This window comes from Streptomyces sp. ISL-100, assembly GCF_018614615.1.
Classification (GTDB): Bacteria; Actinomycetota; Actinomycetes; order Streptomycetales; family Streptomycetaceae; genus Streptomyces.
This window is the reverse complement of record NZ_JAGGOK010000024.1, coordinates 1-19,955: the sequence shown is the minus strand read 5'-3', so window position 1 is coordinate 19,955 and position 19,955 is coordinate 1. Positions and strand designations below refer to the sequence as shown.

The following is a 19,955-nucleotide window of genomic DNA, read 5'->3' as shown; positions in this document are numbered from 1 at the left end:
CAACATGCCCCTGCTCCCCCGGTCTCCGCTCCCCAGGCTCGGCCTGTACGTCGCCGCCGGCGCCGTCGCCGCCCTCACCGCCGCGGGCCCCTCGTTCGCCGCAGCGGACCCCGTCAAGCCCCCGGCCGAGCGCGCCGAGAGTACCCAGAGCGCCGAGAGCCAGAGTGCCCGCCTGTACAAGGGCCGCGTCACAGCCAGGTCCGGGCTGCTGCTGCGCGACAAGCCCACCCGCAGCAGCCGGGTCATCGGCAGCAAGCCCTACGGGGCTATCGTTCACATCTTCTGCAAGACCCGCGGCGACAACGTGCAGGGGAACAACCGCTGGTATCTGCTGACCGACGGCACCTGGGCCTGGGGCTCGGCGCACTACATCGCGAACATCGGCGCCGCCCCGCGCTGGTGCTGACGCGCCGTTAGCCCCCCGCTCACGCCCGGAGAGTTCGGCCCCCGCCGCGCGCACCCCCCGGGCGTGAGCGGACATATACGGAGATACGGCCTGCCGGCTTGCTACGTTGCCTGACATGACCGCAACGACGGTGGACGCGCCCCCGCCCGACGTACGCCTCCCCAAGCGGCGCGGCGTCGAACTCTCGCTCCTCGTCGGCGCCGTCCTCATCGCCGTGTACGGGTACATCGACGTGGGCCTCACCAAGGACGGCGCCGTACCCCCAGACGCCGCCGGCTACGGCGCGGGCCTCGGCGTCCTCGCGCTCCTCGCCCACCTCGCCGTCCGCTTCCGCGCCCCGTACGCCGACCCGCTCCTCCTCCCCATCGCGGTCCTCCTCAACGGCCTCGGCCTGGTGCTGATCTACCGCCTCGACCTCGAAACGCCCAGGGACCAGGCGGCCCCCACCCAGCTCGTCTGGTCCACCCTCGGTGTCGCGCTCTTCATCGGCGTCGTGATCCTGCTCCGCGACCACCGCGTCCTCCAGCGGTACGCGTACATCTCGGTCGCCGCCGCCCTCGTCCTGATGACCGTGCCGATCTTCTTCCCGGCCATCAACGGCGCGAAGATCTGGATCCGCGTCGGCGGCTTCTCCTTCCAGCCCGGCGAGTTCGCGAAGATCCTGCTCGCCGTCTTCTTCGCCGCCTACCTCGCCGCCAACCGCAACGCCCTCGCCTACACCGGCCGCAAGATCTGGAAGCTCCAGCTCCCCACCGGCCGCGTGCTCGGACCGATCGTCGCCATCTGGCTGCTCAGCGTCGGCGTACTCGTCCTGGAACGCGACCTCGGCACGTCACTCCTCTTCTTCGGCCTCTTCGTGATCCTGCTGTACGTCGCGACCGGCCGCACCGGCTGGATCGCCGTCGGCCTGCTGCTCGCGGCGGTCGGCGCCTTCGTCGTCGGATCGCTCGAACCGCACGTCAACAGCCGCGTCGAGGACTGGCTGAACCCCTTCGCCTCCATCGACGCCGGCCAGGGCCCCAGCCAGCTCGCCCAGTCGCTCTTCGCCTTCGCGGCGGGCGGCATGCTCGGTGCGGGGCTCGGCGCCGGGGAATCCGTCCTCATCGGCTTCGCCGCCAAGTCCGACTTCATCCTGGCGACGGCGGGCGAGGAACTCGGCCTGTCGGGCCTCACCGCGATCTTCCTGCTCTACGCCCTGCTCGTCGCCCGCGGCTACCGCGCGGGCCTGGCGCTGCGCGACCCGTTCGGGCGGCTGCTCTCGATCGGCCTCGCCTCGATCCTCGCGCTCCAGGTGTTCGTCATCGCGGGCGGCGTGATGGGACTGATCCCGCTGACCGGCATGGCGATGCCGTTCCTCGCGCAGGGCGGCTCGTCCGTCGTCACCAACTGGATCATCGTGGCGCTGCTGATCCGGGTCAGCGACTCGGCCCGGAGTCCGCATCCGGAGCACGTCGAGACCGGCATCATCGCCCCCGTCGTGGAGGACGACCAGTGATCCGCTACATCAGGCGAGCGGCCGGGTTCTGCCTGCTGCTGCTCGTCGCGCTGCTGCTGAACGCCGCCCGTATCCAGGTCTTCCAGGCTGAGTCGCTCGACGACAATCCCGCCAACCGGCGCAAGACGATCGGCCGTTACCAGCAGGAGCGCGGCAACATCATCGTCGACGGGAAGCCGGTCACCGGGTCCAGGGACAGCGGTGAGCAGCTGCGGTACGAAAGAACGTACCTCCACGGGCCGTTGTACGCGCCCGTCACCGGCTACGCCTCCCAGACGTACGGCACGACCTTCATCGAGAACGCCGAGGACGACGTCCTCTCGGGCACCGACTCGATGCTCGCCCCGCTCCCCCTGTGGAACGAGATCACGCGCTCGCGCCAGCCCGGCGGCCACGCCGTCACCACCATCAAGGGCGCGGTCCAGCGGGCGGCGTACAGGGGGCTGGGCGGCAGGAAGGGCGCAGTCGCGGCGATCCAGCCCTCCACGGGGAAGATCCTGGGGCTGGTCAGCAGCCCGTCGTACGATCCGCAGGAGCTCTCCGGGACCGGGAAGCGGGTCACCGACGCGTGGGCGCGGCTGAACGGCTCGCCGAGTCAGCCGATGCTCAACCGGGCCATCCGGCAGACGTACCCGCCCGGCTCCACCTTCAAGGTCGTGACGGCTGCGGCGGCGCTCGACACCGAGGTGGTGACGGACATCGACGCGCCGACGAAGACACCGGAGCCGTACGTCCTGCCCGGCACCAGCACCACACTCCCCAACGAGGCGCGCGGCTGCCGCAACGCGTCGCTGGAGTACGCGATCCGGGTCTCCTGCAACACGGTGATGGCGAATCTGGGCGTGCGGGTGGGGCTGGCCGGAATGCTCGACACCGTACGGAAGTTCGGGTTCAACGACGGCGGGCTGAAGATCCCGTCCGGGGTGTCCAGGAGCAACTTCGACACCAGCATGACCGCCGACCAGCTCGCCCTGTCCTCCATCGGCCAGTACAACACCAGGGCGACGCCGCTCCAGATGGCGATGGTCGCGGCGGCGGTCGCCAACGGCGGCGAGCTCAAGTCCCCGTACCTGGTGGACAAGGTGACGCAGTCGGACGGCGACGTCGTCGCGCAGAACAGCCAGAAGTCCCTGCACCAGGCGATGAACCCGGCCACCGCCCTGCAGCTCCAGCAGATGATGGTCGACGTCGTACAGAACGGGACAGGCACGAACGCCGCCATCCCCGGGGTCAGGGTCGGCGGCAAGACGGGCACGGCGCAGCACGGCATCGACAACACCGGGACGCCGTACGCCTGGTTCATCTCCTGGGCGCAGGAGCACGGCGACGGCCAGCCGGCGGTCGCGGTGGCGGTCGTCGTGGAGGACGCGTCGGCGGACCGCGCCGACATCAGCGGCGGGGGCAGCGCGGCGCCGATCGCGCGGGCGGTGATGCGGGCGGCGCTGGACGACTGAGCGTCCGGCCGGGGGGTCCTCGATGAGCTGCGGGAGCAGCTCGTGCATTCCGCTGCCGTAGCCGCGCGCCTGGTCGGCCATGAAGGTATGGGCGTACGACCTCGCCAGCGGCGTCTGGCGGATCTCACCGTGCTCGTCGAGCACCCGCATGACGGCGCGCGCCATCGCGGTGTCGTCGGTCCAGTGCCAGAGGGGCTCTTCGGGGACGCGCCGGTCCCGGATCTCCTCGAACGCCTGCTGCCGATCGCGGAAGAGGGGGAACCAGCGCTCGCCGAAGGCGTCACCGAGGGCGAGCGCTTCGAGGCTCCGGCGGGCTGCGGGCACGTTCGCGTTCGTGGTCATGGCCGCCATCGTGCCGGGCGAGGCGCCCGGCCGTACACCTCTTTTGAGCCGGACGGCCCGCTACGAACCGTTCAAGCGCTCCTCGTCCGCCCCGGCCGCGATCGCCGCCTCGATCTCCGCCACCCGTTCCGCGTCCTCCGCCTCGAAACGCTGCTTGTCGAGTGCTTCGGCGATCTCCTCGTCCTGGGTCATGAGGAGGTCCAGATTCGAATCACCCATCTCGAAGACGCCCATGTCGAGGTAGGCCTTCTGAAGGCGCGGCCCCCACAGGCCGATGTCCTTGACGCACGGCACGATGCGGCTGAAGAGGAGCTTGCGGAAGAGGTGCAGGAACTCGGACTGTTCGGAGTACTCCTGCGCCTCCTGCTTGGAGATGCCGAAGTTCTCCAGGACTTCGACGCCGCGCAGCCGGTCGCGCATCAAGTAACAGCCCTCGATGACGAACTCCTCGCGCTCGCGCAGTTCGGCGTCGGAAAGCTGCTTGTAGTAGTCGCGCAGCGCCATCCGGCCGAAGGCCACATGCCGGGCCTCGTCCTGCATGACGTACGCGAGGATCTGCTTGGGCAGGGGTTTGTCCGTGGTGTCGCGGATCATGCCGAAGGCGGCGAGGGCGAGACCCTCGATGAGGACCTGCATGCCCAGGTACGGCATGTCCCAGCGGGAGTCGCGGAGGGTGTCGCCCAGCAGTCCCTGGAGGCTGTCGTTGACCGGGTAGAGCATCCCGACCTTCTCGTGCAGGAAGCGGCTGTAGATCTCCGCGTGCCTGGCCTCGTCCATGGTCTGGGTCGCGGAGTACAGCTTCGCGTCGAGGTCGGGGACGGACTCGACGATCCGGGCCGCGCACACCATCGCGCCCTGCTCGCCGTGCAGGAACTGACTGAACTGCCAGGAGGAATAGTGGCGGCGCAGTTCGCCCTTGTCCTTCTCGGTCATCTTCGCCCAGTGGCGGGTGCCGTAGAGGCTGAGCGACTCGTCGGGGGTGCCGAGCGGATCGTACGGGTCGACCTCGACGTCCCAGTCGATGCGGGTCGCGCCGTCCCACTGCTTGTCCTTGCCCTTCTGGTAGAGGGCGAGGAGGCGGGCGCGCCCTTCGTCGTACTCCCAGCTGAAGCGCGCCGCGCCGGAGGCCGGCACCTGCCACAGCGGGTCCGAGGGGGCCTTGGTGTAGAGCTCGTGCGTCGACACTGACGCCTCCTTGCCTCATATCCCATAACGCACTGGACAGTTGGCAGACTCACACGTTGATAGACGACGGGTCAACAAGTCGCGCACAGGGGATTGACTGTCTTGCTGACAAGCAGTCTCATAAGAGCGAACGCAGCCGTGACCGCCGGTAACCCACCCGTGAGGTGCCCCCGCCATGACGACAGTGACCGAACGCGACGTACTCAGGGACGCACTCGGCCTCCTCAAAGACCGTGAGCAGGTCGCCGAGCGCCTGCTGGAGTCGTCCGCCAAGCACTCCTTCGACCCTGAGACGGAACTCGACTGGAACGCCCCGGCCGAGGAAGGCAAGTGGTTCTGGCCGCCCGAGCTCGTTTCGCTCTACGACACTCCGCTCTGGCGGAAGATGTCCGAGGAGCAGCGCATGGACCTGGCCAGGCACGAGGCCGCGTCGCTCGCGTCCCTCGGCATCTGGTTCGAGATCATCCTGATGCAGCTGCTGGTCCGGCACATCTACGACAAGTCCCTGACCAGCAATCACGTGCGCTACGCGCTCACCGAGATCGCCGACGAATGCCGGCACTCGATGATGTTCGCCAAGATGATCCAGAAGGGCGGCGCACCCGCGTACCCGGTGCCGCGCTTCTACCACAACCTGGCGCGCGTCCTGAAGACCGTCTCGACAACCCCCGGATCCTTCGCGGCCACCCTCCTCGGCGAGGAGATCCTCGACTGGATGCAGCGGCTGACGTTTCCCGACGAGCGCGTCCAGACCCTCGTGCGCGGCGTGACCCGCATCCACGTGGTCGAGGAGGCGCGCCATGTCCGGTACGCCCGCGAGGAGCTGCGCCGCCAGATGGTGACCGCGCCCGCCTGGGAGCGCGAACTCACCCGCGTGAGCTGCGGCGAGGCGGCCCGTGTCTTCTCCACCTGCTTCGTCAATCCGAAGGTGTACGAGAACGTCGGCCTCGACCGCCGCGAGGCCGTCGCCCAGGTGAAGGCGAGCGGCCACCGCACGGAGGTCATGCAGAACGGCGCCAGGCGGCTCACCGACTTCCTGGACGACATCGGTGTGCTCCAGGGCGTCGGCCGCAGGCTCTGGAAGAGCTCGGGACTCCTCGCGTAAACGGTGAAATGTGGAGTTACGCTGCCCACATGACCCCGGCAGCGACCACCCCAGCCACCCCCGCGTACCGCAGACTCAGCGTCGAGGAGCGTCGCAGTCAGCTCCTCGGCGCCGCCCTGTCGCTCTTCGCGCACCGGGCGCCCGAGGAGGTCTCGCTGGACGACGTGGCGGAGGCCGCCGGGGTGTCGCGGCCGCTCGTGTACCGCTACTTCCCGGGCGGCAAGCAGCAGTTGTACGAGGCCGCGCTCGGCTCCGCCGCCGACGAGCTGAAGCTGTGCTTCGCCGAGCCGCAGACGGGCCCGCTCACCCGGCGCCTCACCCGCGCCCTCGACCGCTACCTGACCTTCGTCGGCCAGCACGACACGGGGTTCAGCGCGCTGCTCCAGGGCGGCAGCGTCGCTGAGACGTCCCGTACGACCGCGACCGTCGACGGGGTCCGGCGCGCTGCGGCCGAGCAGATCCTGACGCACCTCGGCGTCGCGGGTACGGCCGGGCCGCGGCTGCGGATGATGGTCCGCACCTGGATCACGGCCGTCGAGGCGGCCTCCCTCATCTGGCTGGACGAGGGCAAGCAGCCGCCGGCCGGCGAGCTGCGGGACTGGCTGGTCGACCACTTCATCGCCCTGCTGGCCGTGACCGCGGCGACGGACGCCCAGACGGCGGCCGTGACGAAGGCGGCGCTGGCGACGGAGACGGCGGACGGCCCGGCAGGGGTGCTGGCACGGCGCGTGATCCCGGTGATCGCGGAGGCGGCGCACCTCCTGTGACCCTGTAACACTGGCAACGTGAGAAGCGAGAACACGCCCTTCGTCGGCGGCCCCCTGGACGGGCGGGTGCTGCCGGTCCTGGTCGGGCCGACCGGACACCCGCCGAAGTGGTACGAGGTGCCCGTGCCGGACGAGGACGGCGGGCCGCCGACCGTGCACGCCTATCTGCGCGTTCCCGCCGGGTACAGCAAGCGGCTGGGGCTTCAGCGCGGCTGGAAGTACGAGTACGCGCCGGACGGGCGCGAGCGCCACCGGCCCCGGTGGCCCTGGTCGAAACCGGACAGCACCTCATAAGATCGGCGGTTGTGCCGGACGTTGCCACTGTGACCGCAGAGCGCCAGCGGCTCCGGCACGGTGATCGCGGTGATCACGGTGACCACGGGGGGTGCGCCTTGGAGGCGCTGCGTCAGGACGATCCACGCCGAGTCGGGCCGTACGCCCTGCTGTTGCGCCTGCGCGAGACCGCGAGCGCCGTGCAGTACCTGGCGCAGGCCCCTGACGACGGTGCGACGGCCGTGGTCGCGGTGGCGCGGCCGGAGCTGGCGGGCCTGCCCGCGTTCCGCCGCCGCTTCCAGGCGGAGGCACAGACGGCCGAACGGCTGGCCGGTGGCTGGGTACAGGCCCCGCTGGCGTCGCGAACCGATGGCCCCGACGGCGCCGAACTGTGGACGGCGACCGCTTACGTCCCCGCGCTGACCCTCGCCGAGGCGGTCGCGCTCGCCGGGCCGCTGCCGGAGCGGGCCGTACGCATTCTGGGCGCCGCGCTCGCCGAAACCCTGTCCCGCGTGCACGCCACCGGCGCCGTACTCCACGGCCTCGCCGCCGACACCGTGCTGCTGGCCGCCGACGGGCCGCGCCTGACGGCGTTCGGCGCGCTGGGCGCGGCGGCGGCCGCCGAAGCGGGCCCCGGCGGCCAGTTGTCCGTACGCCTCGGCTACCTCACCCCGGAGCAGCTGGCGGGCCAGGAGCCGGGCCCCGCGTCCGACATCTTCGTCCTCGGGCTGCTGCTGGCGTACGCCGCTACCGGGGCGACGCCGTGGGCGGCGGGCCCGCAGGACGCGGCCGCCGACCGCATCGCGCACGCGGAACCCGAACTGGCCGCCGTGCCGGAGGAACTGCGCACGCTCATCGCCCGCTGCCTGGCCAAGTCCCCGGCGGACCGCCCGGCCCCTGGCGCGCTGGCAGCGGAGCTGGCCCTGGAGGGCGCGGCAGCACTGGCCCGCCACTGGTGGCTGCCGTCCCCCGTGACCGCAGCCCTGGCGGAACAGGCGGCGGCGCTGGAGCCGGGGACAAATCAAGCCCGTCCGGCGATTGAGGACACGTCCGTAGGGCGTCTGTATGGTCCGGGGGTCTGGGGGCCTGCCCCCAGTTCCGGGGAGGGGCGGGTAGGGGAAAGCGCCGCAGGCCCCACCGGCGCCGCAGACGTCGACAGCGGACTGACCCGGCGCCTGCGCGCACCGCGGCGCGCGCCCGCGCCCGCCCTCACCCACCCCGCCACAGCCCTCGCCCTGCCCCCCGCGACCGCCGTACCCCCAGCTCCCACGCAGCCGACGCAGCAGCAGCAACAACCTGCCCAACTCGCACCGATGCCGGCGACCGCACCCGCCCGCACCGGCGCAGGCCCCCGCCCCCTCCCCGGCGGACTGACCCGGCGTGGCCTGTTCACCGGCATCGCGGCCGGCGCCGCGGGGCTCGTCGTGGGCGGCGGCGGAGCCCTGGCCTTCTCCGGCGGCGACGAGGACAACGCGCCCACACTGCCGGTGGACGGGGACGACGCCAAGCCGGCCGCCCGCCGCAAACCGCTGCCCGGTGTTGCCCCCGACCCCCTCTGGCACTACCAGCACCCCCTCACCCTCACGCCCGGCGGTCCCACCCCCCGCATCTGGCGCGACCAGGTGCTCCTGATCCCCGGCAAGGAACTGACAACCGCGCTGGATATGCGTACCGGCCGCCCGCTCTGGGAGCAGAAGGCCGCCGGTACGAGATACGGCCCCGAGGCCGCCGACGACAGCCACTGCTTCATCGTCACCGCGTCCGACTTCCTCTGGCTGTCCGCGAAGGACGGGCTGGTCAAGCACCGTGCGCCGTACGAGCCCCTCCTCGCCGAGGGCCGGCAGGACACCCGGGTCACCCTGGGCGGGAAGGTGGCCGCGGACGGCCCCGTCGTCTGGTTCTCCGGGAAGGTCGAGACCCTCGACGGGAAGAAGGACAAGGTGACGCGCACACGGACCTACCTCTTCGCGTACGACATGGCCGCACGCAAGGAACTGTGGCGCACCGAGATGCCGAACGGCCGCCCCGGCACCGTCCCCCGCTACGAGGCGGTCGGCATCCGCCCCGGCAGCCTGCTCGTATGCCAGGACACCGACTCCCTCACCGCGGACCAGAAGAAGAAGGCGAAGGGCAAGGCAGCCTTCGTCCTCATCGACCGCAGGACCGGCAAGACCCTGTGGCGCAAGTTCTTCCCCGGCGTACGCCCCGACGCGGGAGCCACCGACGACCCGTCAGGCCGGCTCTATGCGGCGGACGACGGCCGCTTGCGGGCGTACGACACCCGCAGCGGCAAGAAGCTCTGGAAGCTCAGGTACTCGGGCCCCGCCGACGCCGCCCCCTTCGGCTTCGGCCACGGCGTCGTACGCGAGAAGACGCTGTACGTCGCCAACGGCTACAACGACGTGTACGCCGTCGACACCACATCCGGCACCCAGCAGTGGAAGCGCTCCACGGAGTACCCCGGGCGGGCCACCCCCCGGGTCACCCTCAGCGACAGCGGCCGCACCGTCTTCGCGCTGAACGCGACGCAGGCCACCGCGATCGGCGCGCGCGACGGCCGGCGGCTGTGGAAGTTCCAGGACTCCGGTGTCACGGCGCCGGGGGCGCCGGACACCCGGGCCCCGTACCGGGCGCAGACGTCCGGCAGCGGAGCCGTGCTGTGGCGTGGCCGCAACTTCTACGCGCTCCCCCTGGACTGAAGCGTTGAAGGGTTGCACGGGAACGCGTTTCGATTGAATCCCTCTGGGATTGCGCAGGCGTCACGATCGCGCGGATGGGCGAAATTCGTTGATCATCAGGGCGACGCAGGCCGTAGATTCACTGGTCACAACAGATTCCGCGTGTCACCGGGATGGGTGAATCTCGCGCGGGGGGACCGTTGTTCACCGCAGCTCACCGAACCAGAGGAATGCTGTCTCATGCGTCGCACCACTGTCCGCCGTACCGCCGTCGCCGCCTCCGCGATCTCGCTGGCTCTGCTCGTCACCGCCTGCGGGTCCGACAAGCCCGTCGATGCCGCCCCCGAGGGCAAGGGCAAGGAGAGCGCGGCCGCCGAGCCCGCAGCGAAGACCCTGTCGCAGGCCGAGCTGGACAAGCTCGTTCTGGCAGAGGGTGACCTGAAGAACCACAAGGTCACCATGCCCTCGAAGGCCGACGTCGCCGCGGCGAAGACCGCCACCGCCGACAAGGCCGAGTGCAAGCCGCTCGTCGACGCGATGGCGCTGCGGCCCGTCGGAACTCCCGCCGCGACCGCGCCGCGCAGGATCTCCAGCGTGCCCGCGAAGCCGGGCAAGGACGCCTCGACCGAGGAGAAGGTGGAGGCAGGCCTGGCCGGCCTCGGCAACATGGTGCTCATGTCCGACACACTGGGCTCGTACGACGGCAAGGGCGCCCAGGAAGCGCTCGCCGGGCTGCGCACCGCGGGTGAGGCATGCGCCGACGGCTTCACCATGATCGCCGGCTCGGACAAGACGAAGGTGACCAAGGTCGCCCCGGGCACGTTCACCACTGGTGACGAGGCGGTCGCCTTCACCCTGACGAGCGAACTGGACGGCGAATCCGGCACCTCCCAGCTGGTGGCGGTGCGCAAGGGCAACACGCTCGTGTCCTTCTACGCGCTGAGCCTCACGGGCAAGACGGAGCTGCCGAAGGAAGCCATCGACGCGCAGCTGGCCAAGCTGGCGGGAGCGCCGCTCAACGGCTGAACCCGTACGCACGGCGGGTGAGGTCCGGAGGGCGGGGCAGGAGCGTGGGAGACACGCCGGTGGCGTTGCGGATTGCCCCTCGACGGGTGACGGCGTTGGCCCAAACCGCCCAGTAACCCGCTCGCGGCCTCGACACCACCGCACATCATCACCTAAGGGCCGGACCGCCCGGCCGCAAACCGGAGGTGATGATGTGTCAGGCAGACTCGCCCAGTCCGTCTGTACGGTGGCGCTGGCCGCCGCCACGGTGCTCACGGCACTACCGGCCCCAGCCACCGCGGCGGCACCGGGCGCTCCCACGCCGCCTCGGCCTCCCTCCCCACCGCTTCCCTCGCCGGCGCCGGCGCCCGGGAAGGCGACCGTCGCGAAGCTGCTGACGGAGCTCCAGAAGCTGTACCAGCGGGCCGAAGAGGCCGGCGAGACGTACAAAGCGACGGAGGAGTCCGTCAAGAAGCAGCTGCGTGAGGTCAAGAAGGTGACCAAGGGCCTGTCCAGGGCCCGGATCGCGCTTGCCGAGAGCCGGGACGCGGCGGGCCGGCTGGCCCGCGAGCAGTACCAGGGCCGTAGCGACCTCTCCCCCTACCTGCGGCTGCTGCTGGCGAAGGACCCGCAGCACGCGCTGGACCAGGGCCACGTACTCCGGCGGGCGGCCGACGACCGGGCGGCGACGATCGCGCGGCTGGAGAGCGGCGAGCGGCGGGCGGACGAGCTGGCGACCAGGGCGCGGTACGCGCTGGACAAGCAGCAGACGCTCGCCAGAAAGCAGAAGAAGCAGCGCGACGCGGTACGGGCGCGGCTGGGGGAGGTCGAGGAGCTGCTGGCCTCGCTGACCGAGGAACAGCTCGCCGATCTGGCGCGGCTGGAGGAGCGGAACACCGGCGTGGCGCAGCGCGACCTGCTCGCCTCGGGCGCGCTCGGCAACCCTGGCTCGGCCGCCACACGGGCACCGTCGCGGCTGGGCGGCCGGGCGCTGGAGTACGCCGTACGGCAGATCGGGAAGCCGTACGTGTGGGGTGCGGAGGGGCCGGGGTCCTTCGACTGCTCGGGCCTCACGTCGCAGGCCTGGGCGCATGCCGGGCGGGAGATCCCCCGGACGAGCCAGGAGCAGTGGCGGCAGCTGCCGAAGGTGTCGTTGCGGGAGCTGCGCCCCGGTGACCTCGTGATCTACTTCCCCAAGGCGACGCATGTGGCGATCTACATCGGCAAGGGGCTGGTCGTGCAGGCGCCGCGCCCCGGGGCCCGGGTCAAGGTCTCCCCGATCGCGGCGAACCCGCTGCTGGGCGCGGTCCGCCCGGACCCACTGCTGAAGCCGCTCCCGTCCTACACCCCGCCGAAGCTTCCGCGCGGCGCCTCTGCGGGCGAGGACAGGGGGTACGGGGAGGAGTCGGCGCCGGGGGTGGGGGCGTAGCTGTTCTCCGGTGGGTTGCGGCGGGCCACTCGACTCCCGTTGAAGGAATCCGACGAGGCGGACCCCCAGCCCATTCAGGCTGGGGGTCCGCGATATCCAGATCTGACGTCGACGGCGGCCGTTACGCTCCGGCGACCGAGGCCAGGTACGCCGACGTCTTCTCCGGGTCGTAGAAGAAGTTCTCGAAGTCCGCCGGGTCGTTGAAGCCGTTCGCGAAGCGGTCGGCCACCGGCTGGAGGCCGCCCGCCGCACCGATCAGGTTCAGGACGTGCTCCGGCGGAACGCCGAGCATCGCGTTCGTCCACTTGGTGACGTGCTGCGCCGTGTCCCAGTAGCGGTCGAACGTCGACCGCATCCACGCCTCGTCGAAGGGCTTGTCGCCATGGGACGTGATGGAGGAGAGGTACGACGCCGCGCACTTCGACGCGGAGTTGGAGCCCTGGCCCGTGATCGGGTCGTTCGCGACAACCACGTCCGCGACACCGAGGACGAGGCCCCCGCCCGGCAGCCGGCCGATCGGGTTGCGCACCGTCGGTGCGTACCGGCCGGCCAGCGTGCCGTTCGCGTCGGTCAGTTCGACCTTCGTCGCGCGCGCGTACTCCCACGGCAGGAACTTCTCCATCAGTTCCAGGGTGAGCGAGAGGTGCTCGGAGGGGTCCTTGACCCCCTTGAACGCGTCCACGGGACCGCCCGGGACGCCCTCCCAGAAGAGGATGTCCGCGCGGCCTGAGGTGGTGAGCGTCGGCATGACGAACAGCTCGCCGACCCCCGGCACCAGGTTGCAGCGGACGGCTTCGGACTCCGGGTGCTCGGGGCGCGGGCCGAGCCCGTGGACGTACGCCACAGCCAGTGCGCGCTGCGGGGCGTCGTACGGCGAACGGGACGCGTCGCGGCCGAACATCGAGACGAGCTCGCCCTTGCCCGCCGACACCATGACCAGGTCGTACGTACGGGAGAAGTAGTCGAGGTCGGAGACCGCCGCGCCGTGGATGACGAACTGCCCGCCGCGCTGCGCGAACGTCTCCATCCAGCCGGCCATCTTCACGCGCTGGTCGACGGACTGGGCGTAACCGTCGAGCTTTCCGAGCCAGTCGACCGCGCGGGAGGAGTCGGGGGCCGCGACCGAGACGCCGAGGCCCTCGATCTTCGGCGCCTGGGACTCCCAGAAGTTGATCTGGAGGTCGCGCTCGTGCTGGAGGGCGGTGTGGAACATGCACTGCGTCGACATGACCCGGCCCGACCGGATCTCGTCCGCCGTGCGGTTGGACATCAGGGTGACCTCGTACCCGCGGGTCTGGAGTCCGAGGGCGAGCTGGAGACCGGACTGGCCGGCTCCGACTATGAGTATCTTCCGCATGGCGGGGTTCTCCGTTGAGTAGCTATTCGGGGGTACGGCACTATTCGGGCGTGACAGCGAGCGCGTGGCCGACGAGGGCGAGCAGCGACTCGACCACCGTGATCCGCTTGCGTGCGTCCATGATCACGACCGGTACGTGCGGCGGCACGGTCAGGGCTTCCCTGACGTCCTCGGCCTCGTACGCCGCCGTTCCCTCGAAGTGGTTTACGGCGACGATGTACGGCAGCCCGCAGCTCTCGAAGTAGTCGAGCGCCGGGAAGCAGTCGGACAGCCGGCGCGTGTCGGCCATGACGACCGCGCCGATCGCGCCGCGCACCAGGTCGTCCCACATGAACCAGAACCGCTGCTGCCCGGGCGTCCCGAAGACGTACAGCACGAGGTCGTCGTCGAGGGTGACACGGCCGAAGTCCATCGCCACGGTGGTGTGGGTCTTGTCCGGCGTAGCGGTGAGATCATCCGTCTCCTCACTCGCCGTGGTCATCACCGCCTCGGTCTTGAGCGGGGTGATCTCGGAGACCGAACCGACGAACGTGGTCTTGCCGACGCCGAAGCCGCCCGCGACCACGATCTTGGTGGCTATCGGGGCACGGGTGCGGTCGGTCTGCCAGTCCCGGGCGCCCTCGTCCGCCTCGGGCGGGAGGGTCGACAGGGGCACCTGAGGCTGGGGCGGGACCGGCGGTGTGTGCCCGGTGGCGCGGGCATGGAAGGTCTCAGGCTGGGTCCCGGTCCCGTTCCCGGTCTCGGTTTCAGAGACGGCGGAGTCCACTCAGCACCCTTTCGAGCAGCGCGCGGTTCGGCTGGCCGGGCGCGTGCCCGGTCCCGTACACACGGATCTTTCCCTGGTCGGCCAAGTCGCTGAGCAGCACGCGGACGACGCCCAGCGGCATCTTCAGCAGTGCGGAGATCTCCGCGACCGTACGCATGCGGCGGCACAGCTCGACGATCGCCCGCATCTCCGGCATGACGCGCGTCTGGAGGCCGCCGTTGGTCAGCTCGCGCCGCTCCTCGGACGCTTCGATCGCCGCGACGAACGTCTCGACGAGCAGGACGTGCGTGAAGCGGGTGCGACCGCCGGTGAGCGAGTACGGGCGTACGCGGGCGGGCCTGCGGCCGTCGCCCCGTACCGGAAGTTTGGCGGTGGTGGACGGCGTCACAGGGCGCTCTCCAACGATTTGCGCAGCTCACTGCGGAGTTCGGGGGTGAGGACGTGGCCGGCGCGGCCGACGAAGAGCGCCATGTGGTACGCCACGACGCTCATGTCGCAGTCCGGCGAGCCGTGCACGCCGAGCAGCGAGCCGTCGCTGATCGCCATGACGAAGACGCTGCCCGACTCCATTGCGATCATCGTCTGCTTGACGTCGCCGCCGTCCATCAGCTTCGCCGCGCCCTGGGTGAGGCTGGCGAGGCCGGAGACGATGGTCGCCAGGTCGGCGCTCGAACCCTTCGGGCCGTCCTGGCGGACGGCGGGGGCGGTCGGTCCGACGTTCTGCTCCGGGTCGGAGGACAGGAGGAGCAGCCCGTCGGACGACACGACGGCGACCGAGAGAAGACCCGGTACCTCGTCGACGAGGTTGCTCAACAGCCAATGGAGATTACGGGCTTCACTACTCAGCCCGAACGTGCTGGACGCAGTCAACTGCGTGCCTCCTCAACTGTGTCCCCCTTGGAATCGGTATCGGTCTCTTTTTCTGTCTCTGTTTTCGTCTCTGTCTCTGTTCCGGTGTTGGCTATCTCTGCCTCGACGTCGCGGCGGCCCTTGATCGAGCCCTGGTGAAAGCCGCCGAGCCGACGCCGCAGGGCATCCGCGTCGACGCTGCCGGAGCGCTCCTTGGGCTCTGCGGGGCCGGACTGCACGACCTTGGGGGTGCGCTTGGGCAGTCCCTTGTCGGTGACCGGCTCGACCTTTGTCGGGGCGGGGGCGTCGTCGGCTTCCGCCGTCTGCGCGTCCATCTCGTTCTGGGGCGCGGTGGCCTGCTGGGGCAGCCGCATGGTCCAGGTCTCTTCGTCGACAGGGGCCGGGGTGTCGGCGTTCCCGTCGGCGGCGCGCTCGTGCGTGTCGGGGCCGATGTCGTACGGGCCGGGTGCGGGCGTATCGAGCTCCGAGTTCTCCGCGCCCTGTTCCGGCTGTTCCGAGTTCTCCGCGTCCTCGCGGATCGTCCGCTCTGCCGCCACCACCAGCGGGTCGACCACCGGAAGCGCATCGGAGCGCCCCGGCAGCGCGTTGGAGTTGGCCTCCGCGACCGACCCGGGGAGGTTCAGCGTGGGGGCGTCCCCGGCCATCGGCACCACTGGCGGCGCGGCCATCGGCGGCGCGGACGGCAGCAGTGCGTCAGGCAGTACGACGACAGCGGCGATGCCGCCCTGCTTCTGCTCCCGCAGCGTCACCCGTACGCCGTGCCGTGCCGCCAGCAGCGCGGCCACGTGCAGGCCGATGCCGCCGTCGATGCCGTCGCCCGGCTCGTACGAACCCGGAGCGGCGAGCCGCGCGTTCAGGTCGGTGAGCCGGTCCGGCGGCACGCCGATGCCCTCGTCCTGGACGGAGAGCATGACCTCGCCGCTCTCCAGCAGCCAGCCGGAGAGCTCGACCTTGGCGTCCGGCGGGGAGAACGAGGTGGCGTTCTCCAGGAGTTCGGCGAGGAGGTGGCTGAGGTCGTTGGCGGCGAAGCCGGCGACCTGGGCGTGCGGCGGGATCGACTGGATGGCCACCCGCTCGTACCGCTCGATCTCACTGACGGCAGCGCGCAGTACGTCGACGAGCGGCACCGGGGCCTGCTGCCCCTGCCCGTGCTCCGTACCGGCCAGGACCAGCAGGTTCTCGCCGTGGCGGCGCATGACGGTCGCCATGTGGTCGAGCTTGAAGAGGGTCGCGAGGCGCTCCGGGTCCTGCTCGCGCTCTTCCAGGGTCTCGATGACGCTGAGCTGGCGCTCGACGACGCCGAGCGTACGCATCGAGAGGTTGACGAAGGTGGAGTTGACCGTGTGGCGCATGCGCTCGAGCTGCGCGGCGGCCTCGGCGACCTGCTCCTGGAGTTCGGCGCGCTGGGTGGCGAGGGTCTCGCGCTGGCCGATCAGGTGCGTACGGTCACCGGCGAGCTTCTCCGCGCGGGCGCCGACCTCGGCGAGCCGGCCGTGCAGCGTGTTCAGGGACCGTACGACCTGGGCGAACTCGTCGTTGCGGCCGGTGAAGCGGACCGGCTCGACGGCCTCGTCTCCGGCCTGCGCCTCCGGTTCGGCGGCCAGCCTCGCCGCGCCGAGGCGCAGCACGGCCAGCGGGCGGGTGAGCGTACGGGCGACTGCGGTGCTGACGCCGACGGCGAACAGCAGGCAGGCGCCGGCCATCGCGATCCGGATCTCCAGCGCGGTGACGTCGTCGTCGCGCAGCTGGGAGAGGCGGGCGACCTGAGCCGAGCCGATGGACGACTCGACGCCGCGCATCAGGTTGATACGGGCCGACAGTGCGGCCTCGGCCTTGGCGCGGTCGGTGCTGAGCTCGGCGTCGGAGAGCTGGGGCTGGTCGGTGAGGCTCGTGAGGAACTGCTCGGCCGTCTTGACGTCGGGTCCCGTGACGGTGGTCTTGAGGGACTCGCGGGCGGCGTGCCCGGCCGCCTGGTCGAAGTCCGCGAGCGCGGCGAGTTCGCGTACGCGCGACTGCTGGGCCGCGGCGCTGAGGGCGTTGCGGGTCCGGACGCTCTCGGAGTTCGGATCTTCCTCGGCGGGGACGAGGAGTCCCGTGATGGGGTCGATGCGGTTGCCGGTGTTCTCGCGCGGCACGGACAGCGCGGCGAGCAGCAGTCCGCGGGTGGCTGCGGCCTGCTCGACGGCCTGGCCGAGCGCGGCGGGCGCGCGGGTGGCCTCGGCGGCGCGCGGGGGCGTCTTGTCGGCGAGCTCGTCGGCGAGGTCCTGGAGCTTCTCGATCGCCCCGCTGTACGCCTTGTGTGCCTCCAGGGCGGTGCCTTCGCCGCTCAGGGCGTCCCTGCGGATGCCGGGAATCCTGGCCAGGTCGCGGCGCAGGCCGGCGGGGGCTGCGAGCTCGATCTCGTCCATCTGGCGGTCGACGCGGGCGCTGCGGCTCTGTGAGAGCCCCGCGGCGCCCTTGCCGTCGGCTTCGCCACCTGTGCCTTCGCCGCCGCGTCCGGCCGCGATGTACGCGGTGACGTCGTCGCGTTCGTCAGCGAGGGAGTGGGCGAGCGTGACTGCCTGCCGGTTCAGCTCGGCGAGAGTGACCAGGCGCTGGGATTCGGAGAGTTCGGAGGAGGCGCTGAGGATGGCGGGCGTACCGGCGGCGAGGACGGTGACGCCGACGACGGCCACGCCGGCGACCAGCCGACTGCGTACCCGTACGGTGCGTTCGGTCCGCTCGCCATTACCGCTATCGCCCCGAGGCCGCTTTTTCTGCACCGGTGCTCGCATTCTTGCTTGACTCGTCTGCTCACGTGGCCGAGGTGACGACCGGTCACTCAAGAGCGCCCCGCACCACCCCAGTAACGGCTCGAATGGCTTCAGACCATTCCAGTGCTTTTGGGAAGAAGGCGCGCAGCACGCGCTCCGCCACCCGAACGAGTGAACATCACTCAGGAGTTGGCGAACAACTCCCGATCTCATTCTTCTCGCGGACGTACGGAGCGCCGGTTGGAAGTTCCGCCCGGCCTTTGGCAGGATGCGCCCCCGCAGCTTCGCGGAGTGTGTCATTCCGCCCATAAACCCGTCTACGACCTGCTGGTACGGGCCAATTGGGCGCCGCGGGGAAGCCATCGGCCGGGACCCGGTGCCCTTGCCGCGCCCTCAGGCAGACTTGGCCGCATGCGCTTCGAACTGGCCACGGCCCCCGGCGATCCCGAACGCCCCAACGAGGACTGGGCGTCTGTCGCTCTGCCTGCCGCCGGCCAGGGCGGGGCGCTCGTTCTGCTGGACGGCGTGACGCCTCCGACGGGCGACTACGGGTGCCGCCATTCAGTGCCCTGGTTCACGGCGGGGCTCGGTGGCACGCTGATCGAATTGTCCGCTTCACGGCCGGATTTGACCCTTGCCGAGGTCCTGGCGGAGGCAATTCGCCGCACCGCCGACGCCCACCGCGACACATGTGACCTTTCTCACGTGCGTACGCCCCAGGCGACGGTGGTCCTGGCACGCTGGGGCGCGGACGAGATCGAACACCTGGTGCTGTCGGACTCGGCACTGCTGCTGGAGTCCCCGGACGGCACGGTGCGCGCGGTGCTCGACGACCGCCTGGACCTCGTCCCCCCGGAGGTGCTCTCCTCGCTCGCCGCGACCGACGCCCTGCGCAACACCGAGGGCGGCTTCTTCACGGCCGCCGCGGATCCGGCGGTGGCGGCGCGGGCGGTGACGGGAGTGACCGCCCGGGCGGAGGTGCGGGCGCTGGCGGCACTGAGCGACGGGGTGACGCGGTGGGTGGACATGTTCGGCGCGGGGGACTGGGCGGAGTGCGTGGGCGTACTGCGCAAGGAGGGCGCGCAGGGCCTGATCGACCGCGTGCGGGCGCTGGAGCACGAGGAGACGACTACACCGCTGGTGCGCCGCTGGAAGCGGCATGATGACGCGGCGGTGATTTTCGCGGAGGTGTGAGGGAGGCCCTGGGCGCCTTCTCGGCCCGTCCGGCACCATCCAGCCCCTCCGGCGTATGAGGAGCGGGGTCTGGGGCGGAGCCCCCGCTAGCCCCGGCGACTTCAGCCCGTCCGGCGCTTGAGGACTGGGAAGGGGCGGGTAGGGAAAGGCCCCGCGCGGCGGCCACCCGCACCCTCAGCCCGCTACCCCTCCGCCCGCTCATTCAACTGGTGCAGCAGCCGCGCCAGTTCCGCCACCTCCGCCCGGTCCCAGCCGGCCAGCTTGCGTACGTACCGGGCGCGCCGCGCGTCCCGTACCCGCCGGAAGCGAGCCCGCCCCTCGTCGGTGAGCGCGACCAGCGAAGCCCGGCCGTCAGCCGGGTCCGGCTCGCGCGTGACGAGGCCGAGGCTTTCCAGGGCCCGCAGCTGCCGGCTCATCGTCGCCTTGCCCACACCGAACCACGCGGCCAGTTCCGTGGCCCGCTGCCTGTCCACCTCGTCGAGCCGTACGAGCAGCCCGTACGCCGCCGGCTCCAGATCGGGGTGGACTTCGCGGGCCATGTCGCCGGAGGACGCGCGGGCCCGGCGCAGAAAGAGCGCCAATTCTCGTTCCAGCGCGAGGAATTCGTGGTCCACACCACTCGCCTCCGGCGTGCGCCCGTCATCCGCTCTTCCGTTTCCGTGCACGTCAGAACTCATTGCGCGCTTTCCTCACCCTGAAGATTTCTTTCACCAGCGTCCATTGCCGCAGCTCGGTCAGTATTTCGCAGGATTGAAGTGCTCTCCCGGCTGAAGCCGGGAGATTCCTGCTTACCTTGCGGCAGCGGGCTTGACGCGCTTCGCGCGCCTGACGACTGCCCTCCCGGCAGCCGGGGTGAGCGCGAGGCCCATCCGGTAC

At 70.8% G+C, this 19,955-nt stretch carries 17 protein-coding genes and 1 pseudogene; 10 read left to right on the top strand and 8 right to left on the bottom strand.

Annotated features, from left to right (window positions below):
• The first annotated feature begins 4 nt into the window (after positions 1 to 4).
• From J7E89_RS10655 to J7E89_RS10645, 3 genes are all read left to right on the top strand, one after another.
• Positions 5 to 406 (top strand): SH3 domain-containing protein, encoded by a 402-nt coding sequence (locus tag J7E89_RS10655; RefSeq protein ID WP_214971822.1) that lies wholly within the window; start codon positions 5 to 7, stop codon positions 404 to 406.
• 115 nt (positions 407 to 521) lie between these two features.
• Positions 522 to 1,901, top strand: coding sequence for an FtsW/RodA/SpoVE family cell cycle protein (locus J7E89_RS10650; protein WP_214971819.1), 1,380 nt, complete (start codon positions 522 to 524; stop codon positions 1,899 to 1,901).
• The gene (locus J7E89_RS10645) at positions 1,898 to 3,355 is read left to right on the top strand and encodes a penicillin-binding transpeptidase domain-containing protein (RefSeq protein ID WP_214971816.1); all 1,458 of its coding nucleotides are present in this window, start codon (positions 1,898 to 1,900) and stop codon (positions 3,353 to 3,355) included. The genes J7E89_RS10650 and J7E89_RS10645 overlap by 4 nt, the downstream gene beginning before the upstream one ends.
• A 9-nt stretch (positions 3,356 to 3,364) precedes the next feature.
• On the opposite strand, the pseudogene J7E89_RS10640 reads toward J7E89_RS10645, so the two are convergent.
• A pseudogene (locus J7E89_RS10640) lies at positions 3,365 to 3,697 on the bottom strand (ADP-ribosylglycohydrolase family protein); the annotation flags it as partial.
• A 60-nt stretch (positions 3,698 to 3,757) separates the two neighbouring features.
• On the bottom strand, positions 3,758 to 4,882 hold the full coding sequence (locus J7E89_RS10635) for a ferritin-like domain-containing protein (RefSeq protein ID WP_214971803.1): 1,125 nt from the start codon (positions 4,880 to 4,882) through the stop codon (positions 3,758 to 3,760).
• Positions 4,883 to 5,057: 175 nt separating this feature from the next.
• Here J7E89_RS10635 and J7E89_RS10630 point away from each other — a divergent pair, with 175 nt between their 5' ends.
• The 6 genes from J7E89_RS10630 to J7E89_RS10605 all read left to right on the top strand — a co-directional run bounded on the left by J7E89_RS10630 (position 5,058) and on the right by J7E89_RS10605 (position 12,139).
• Entirely contained in the window at positions 5,058 to 5,987 is a 930-nt protein-coding gene (locus J7E89_RS10630; protein WP_214971800.1) for a diiron oxygenase, read from the top strand.
• A 29-nt stretch (positions 5,988 to 6,016) separates the two neighbouring features.
• A complete protein-coding gene (locus J7E89_RS10625; protein WP_214971797.1) occupies positions 6,017 to 6,754 on the top strand; it encodes a TetR/AcrR family transcriptional regulator in 738 nt (245 codons plus the stop codon).
• Between the two features lie 18 nt (positions 6,755 to 6,772).
• Complete coding sequence (locus J7E89_RS10620; protein ID WP_214971789.1) at positions 6,773 to 7,048, top strand: hypothetical protein; 276 nt, start codon at positions 6,773 to 6,775, stop codon at positions 7,046 to 7,048.
• Positions 7,049 to 7,077: 29 nt separating this feature from the next.
• On the top strand, positions 7,078 to 9,726 hold the full coding sequence (locus J7E89_RS10615; RefSeq protein ID WP_308315427.1) for a PQQ-binding-like beta-propeller repeat protein: 2,649 nt from the start codon (positions 7,078 to 7,080) through the stop codon (positions 9,724 to 9,726).
• 219 nt (positions 9,727 to 9,945) lie between these two features.
• Positions 9,946 to 10,731, top strand: coding sequence for a hypothetical protein (locus J7E89_RS10610; RefSeq protein ID WP_214971786.1), 786 nt, complete (start codon positions 9,946 to 9,948; stop codon positions 10,729 to 10,731).
• Positions 10,732 to 10,924: 193 nt separating this feature from the next.
• The gene (locus J7E89_RS10605; RefSeq protein WP_214971783.1) at positions 10,925 to 12,139 is read left to right on the top strand and encodes a C40 family peptidase; all 1,215 of its coding nucleotides are present in this window, start codon (positions 10,925 to 10,927) and stop codon (positions 12,137 to 12,139) included.
• 121 nt (positions 12,140 to 12,260) lie between these two features.
• On the opposite strand, the gene J7E89_RS10600 is transcribed toward J7E89_RS10605, so the two are convergent.
• The 5 genes from J7E89_RS10600 to J7E89_RS10580 form a co-directional block, all read right to left on the bottom strand.
• Positions 12,261 to 13,496, bottom strand: a complete 1,236-nt coding sequence (locus tag J7E89_RS10600; RefSeq protein ID WP_214971780.1) for a styrene monooxygenase/indole monooxygenase family protein — start codon at positions 13,494 to 13,496, stop codon at positions 12,261 to 12,263.
• A 40-nt stretch (positions 13,497 to 13,536) separates the two neighbouring features.
• On the bottom strand, positions 13,537 to 14,151 hold the full coding sequence (locus J7E89_RS10595; protein ID WP_214971777.1) for an ATP/GTP-binding protein: 615 nt from the start codon (positions 14,149 to 14,151) through the stop codon (positions 13,537 to 13,539).
• Positions 14,152 to 14,242: 91 nt separating this feature from the next.
• A complete protein-coding gene (locus J7E89_RS10590; RefSeq protein WP_214971774.1) occupies positions 14,243 to 14,650 on the bottom strand; it encodes a DUF742 domain-containing protein in 408 nt (135 codons plus the stop codon).
• A complete protein-coding gene (locus J7E89_RS10585; RefSeq protein WP_214971771.1) occupies positions 14,647 to 15,132 on the bottom strand; it encodes a roadblock/LC7 domain-containing protein in 486 nt (161 codons plus the stop codon). Before J7E89_RS10585 ends, J7E89_RS10590 begins: the two co-directional genes overlap by 4 nt.
• Positions 15,129 to 17,894, bottom strand: a complete 2,766-nt coding sequence (locus tag J7E89_RS10580; protein WP_374196805.1) for a nitrate- and nitrite sensing domain-containing protein — start codon at positions 17,892 to 17,894, stop codon at positions 15,129 to 15,131. The genes J7E89_RS10585 and J7E89_RS10580 overlap by 4 nt, the downstream gene beginning before the upstream one ends.
• A 402-nt stretch (positions 17,895 to 18,296) precedes the next feature.
• Between J7E89_RS10580 and J7E89_RS10575 the strand changes: the two genes are divergently transcribed.
• Positions 18,297 to 19,079, top strand: coding sequence for a protein phosphatase 2C domain-containing protein (locus J7E89_RS10575; RefSeq protein ID WP_214971765.1), 783 nt, complete (start codon positions 18,297 to 18,299; stop codon positions 19,077 to 19,079).
• Positions 19,080 to 19,261: 182 nt separating this feature from the next.
• Here J7E89_RS10575 and J7E89_RS10570 read toward each other — a convergent pair whose 3' ends face one another.
• Entirely contained in the window at positions 19,262 to 19,756 is a 495-nt protein-coding gene (locus J7E89_RS10570) for a MarR family winged helix-turn-helix transcriptional regulator (protein ID WP_214971762.1), read from the bottom strand.
• Positions 19,757 to 19,955: the final 199 nt, after the last annotated feature.

Coding starts and splice junctions, on each gene's coding strand:
- J7E89_RS10610 (WP_214971786.1), top strand. CDS start 9,946: ATGCGTCGCACCACTGTCCGCCGTACCGCCGTCGCCGCCTCCGCGATC.
- J7E89_RS10650 (WP_214971819.1), top strand. CDS start 522: ATGACCGCAACGACGGTGGACGCGCCCCCGCCCGACGTACGCCTCCCC.
- J7E89_RS10630 (WP_214971800.1), top strand. CDS start 5,058: ATGACGACAGTGACCGAACGCGACGTACTCAGGGACGCACTCGGCCTC.
- J7E89_RS10575 (WP_214971765.1), top strand. CDS start 18,297: ATGCGCTTCGAACTGGCCACGGCCCCCGGCGATCCCGAACGCCCCAAC.
- J7E89_RS10655 (WP_214971822.1), top strand. CDS start 5: ATGCCCCTGCTCCCCCGGTCTCCGCTCCCCAGGCTCGGCCTGTACGTC.
- J7E89_RS10625 (WP_214971797.1), top strand. CDS start 6,017: ATGACCCCGGCAGCGACCACCCCAGCCACCCCCGCGTACCGCAGACTC.
- J7E89_RS10600 (WP_214971780.1), bottom strand. CDS start 13,496: ATGCGGAAGATACTCATAGTCGGAGCCGGCCAGTCCGGTCTCCAGCTC.
- J7E89_RS10570 (WP_214971762.1), bottom strand. CDS start 19,756: ATGAGTTCTGACGTGCACGGAAACGGAAGAGCGGATGACGGGCGCACG.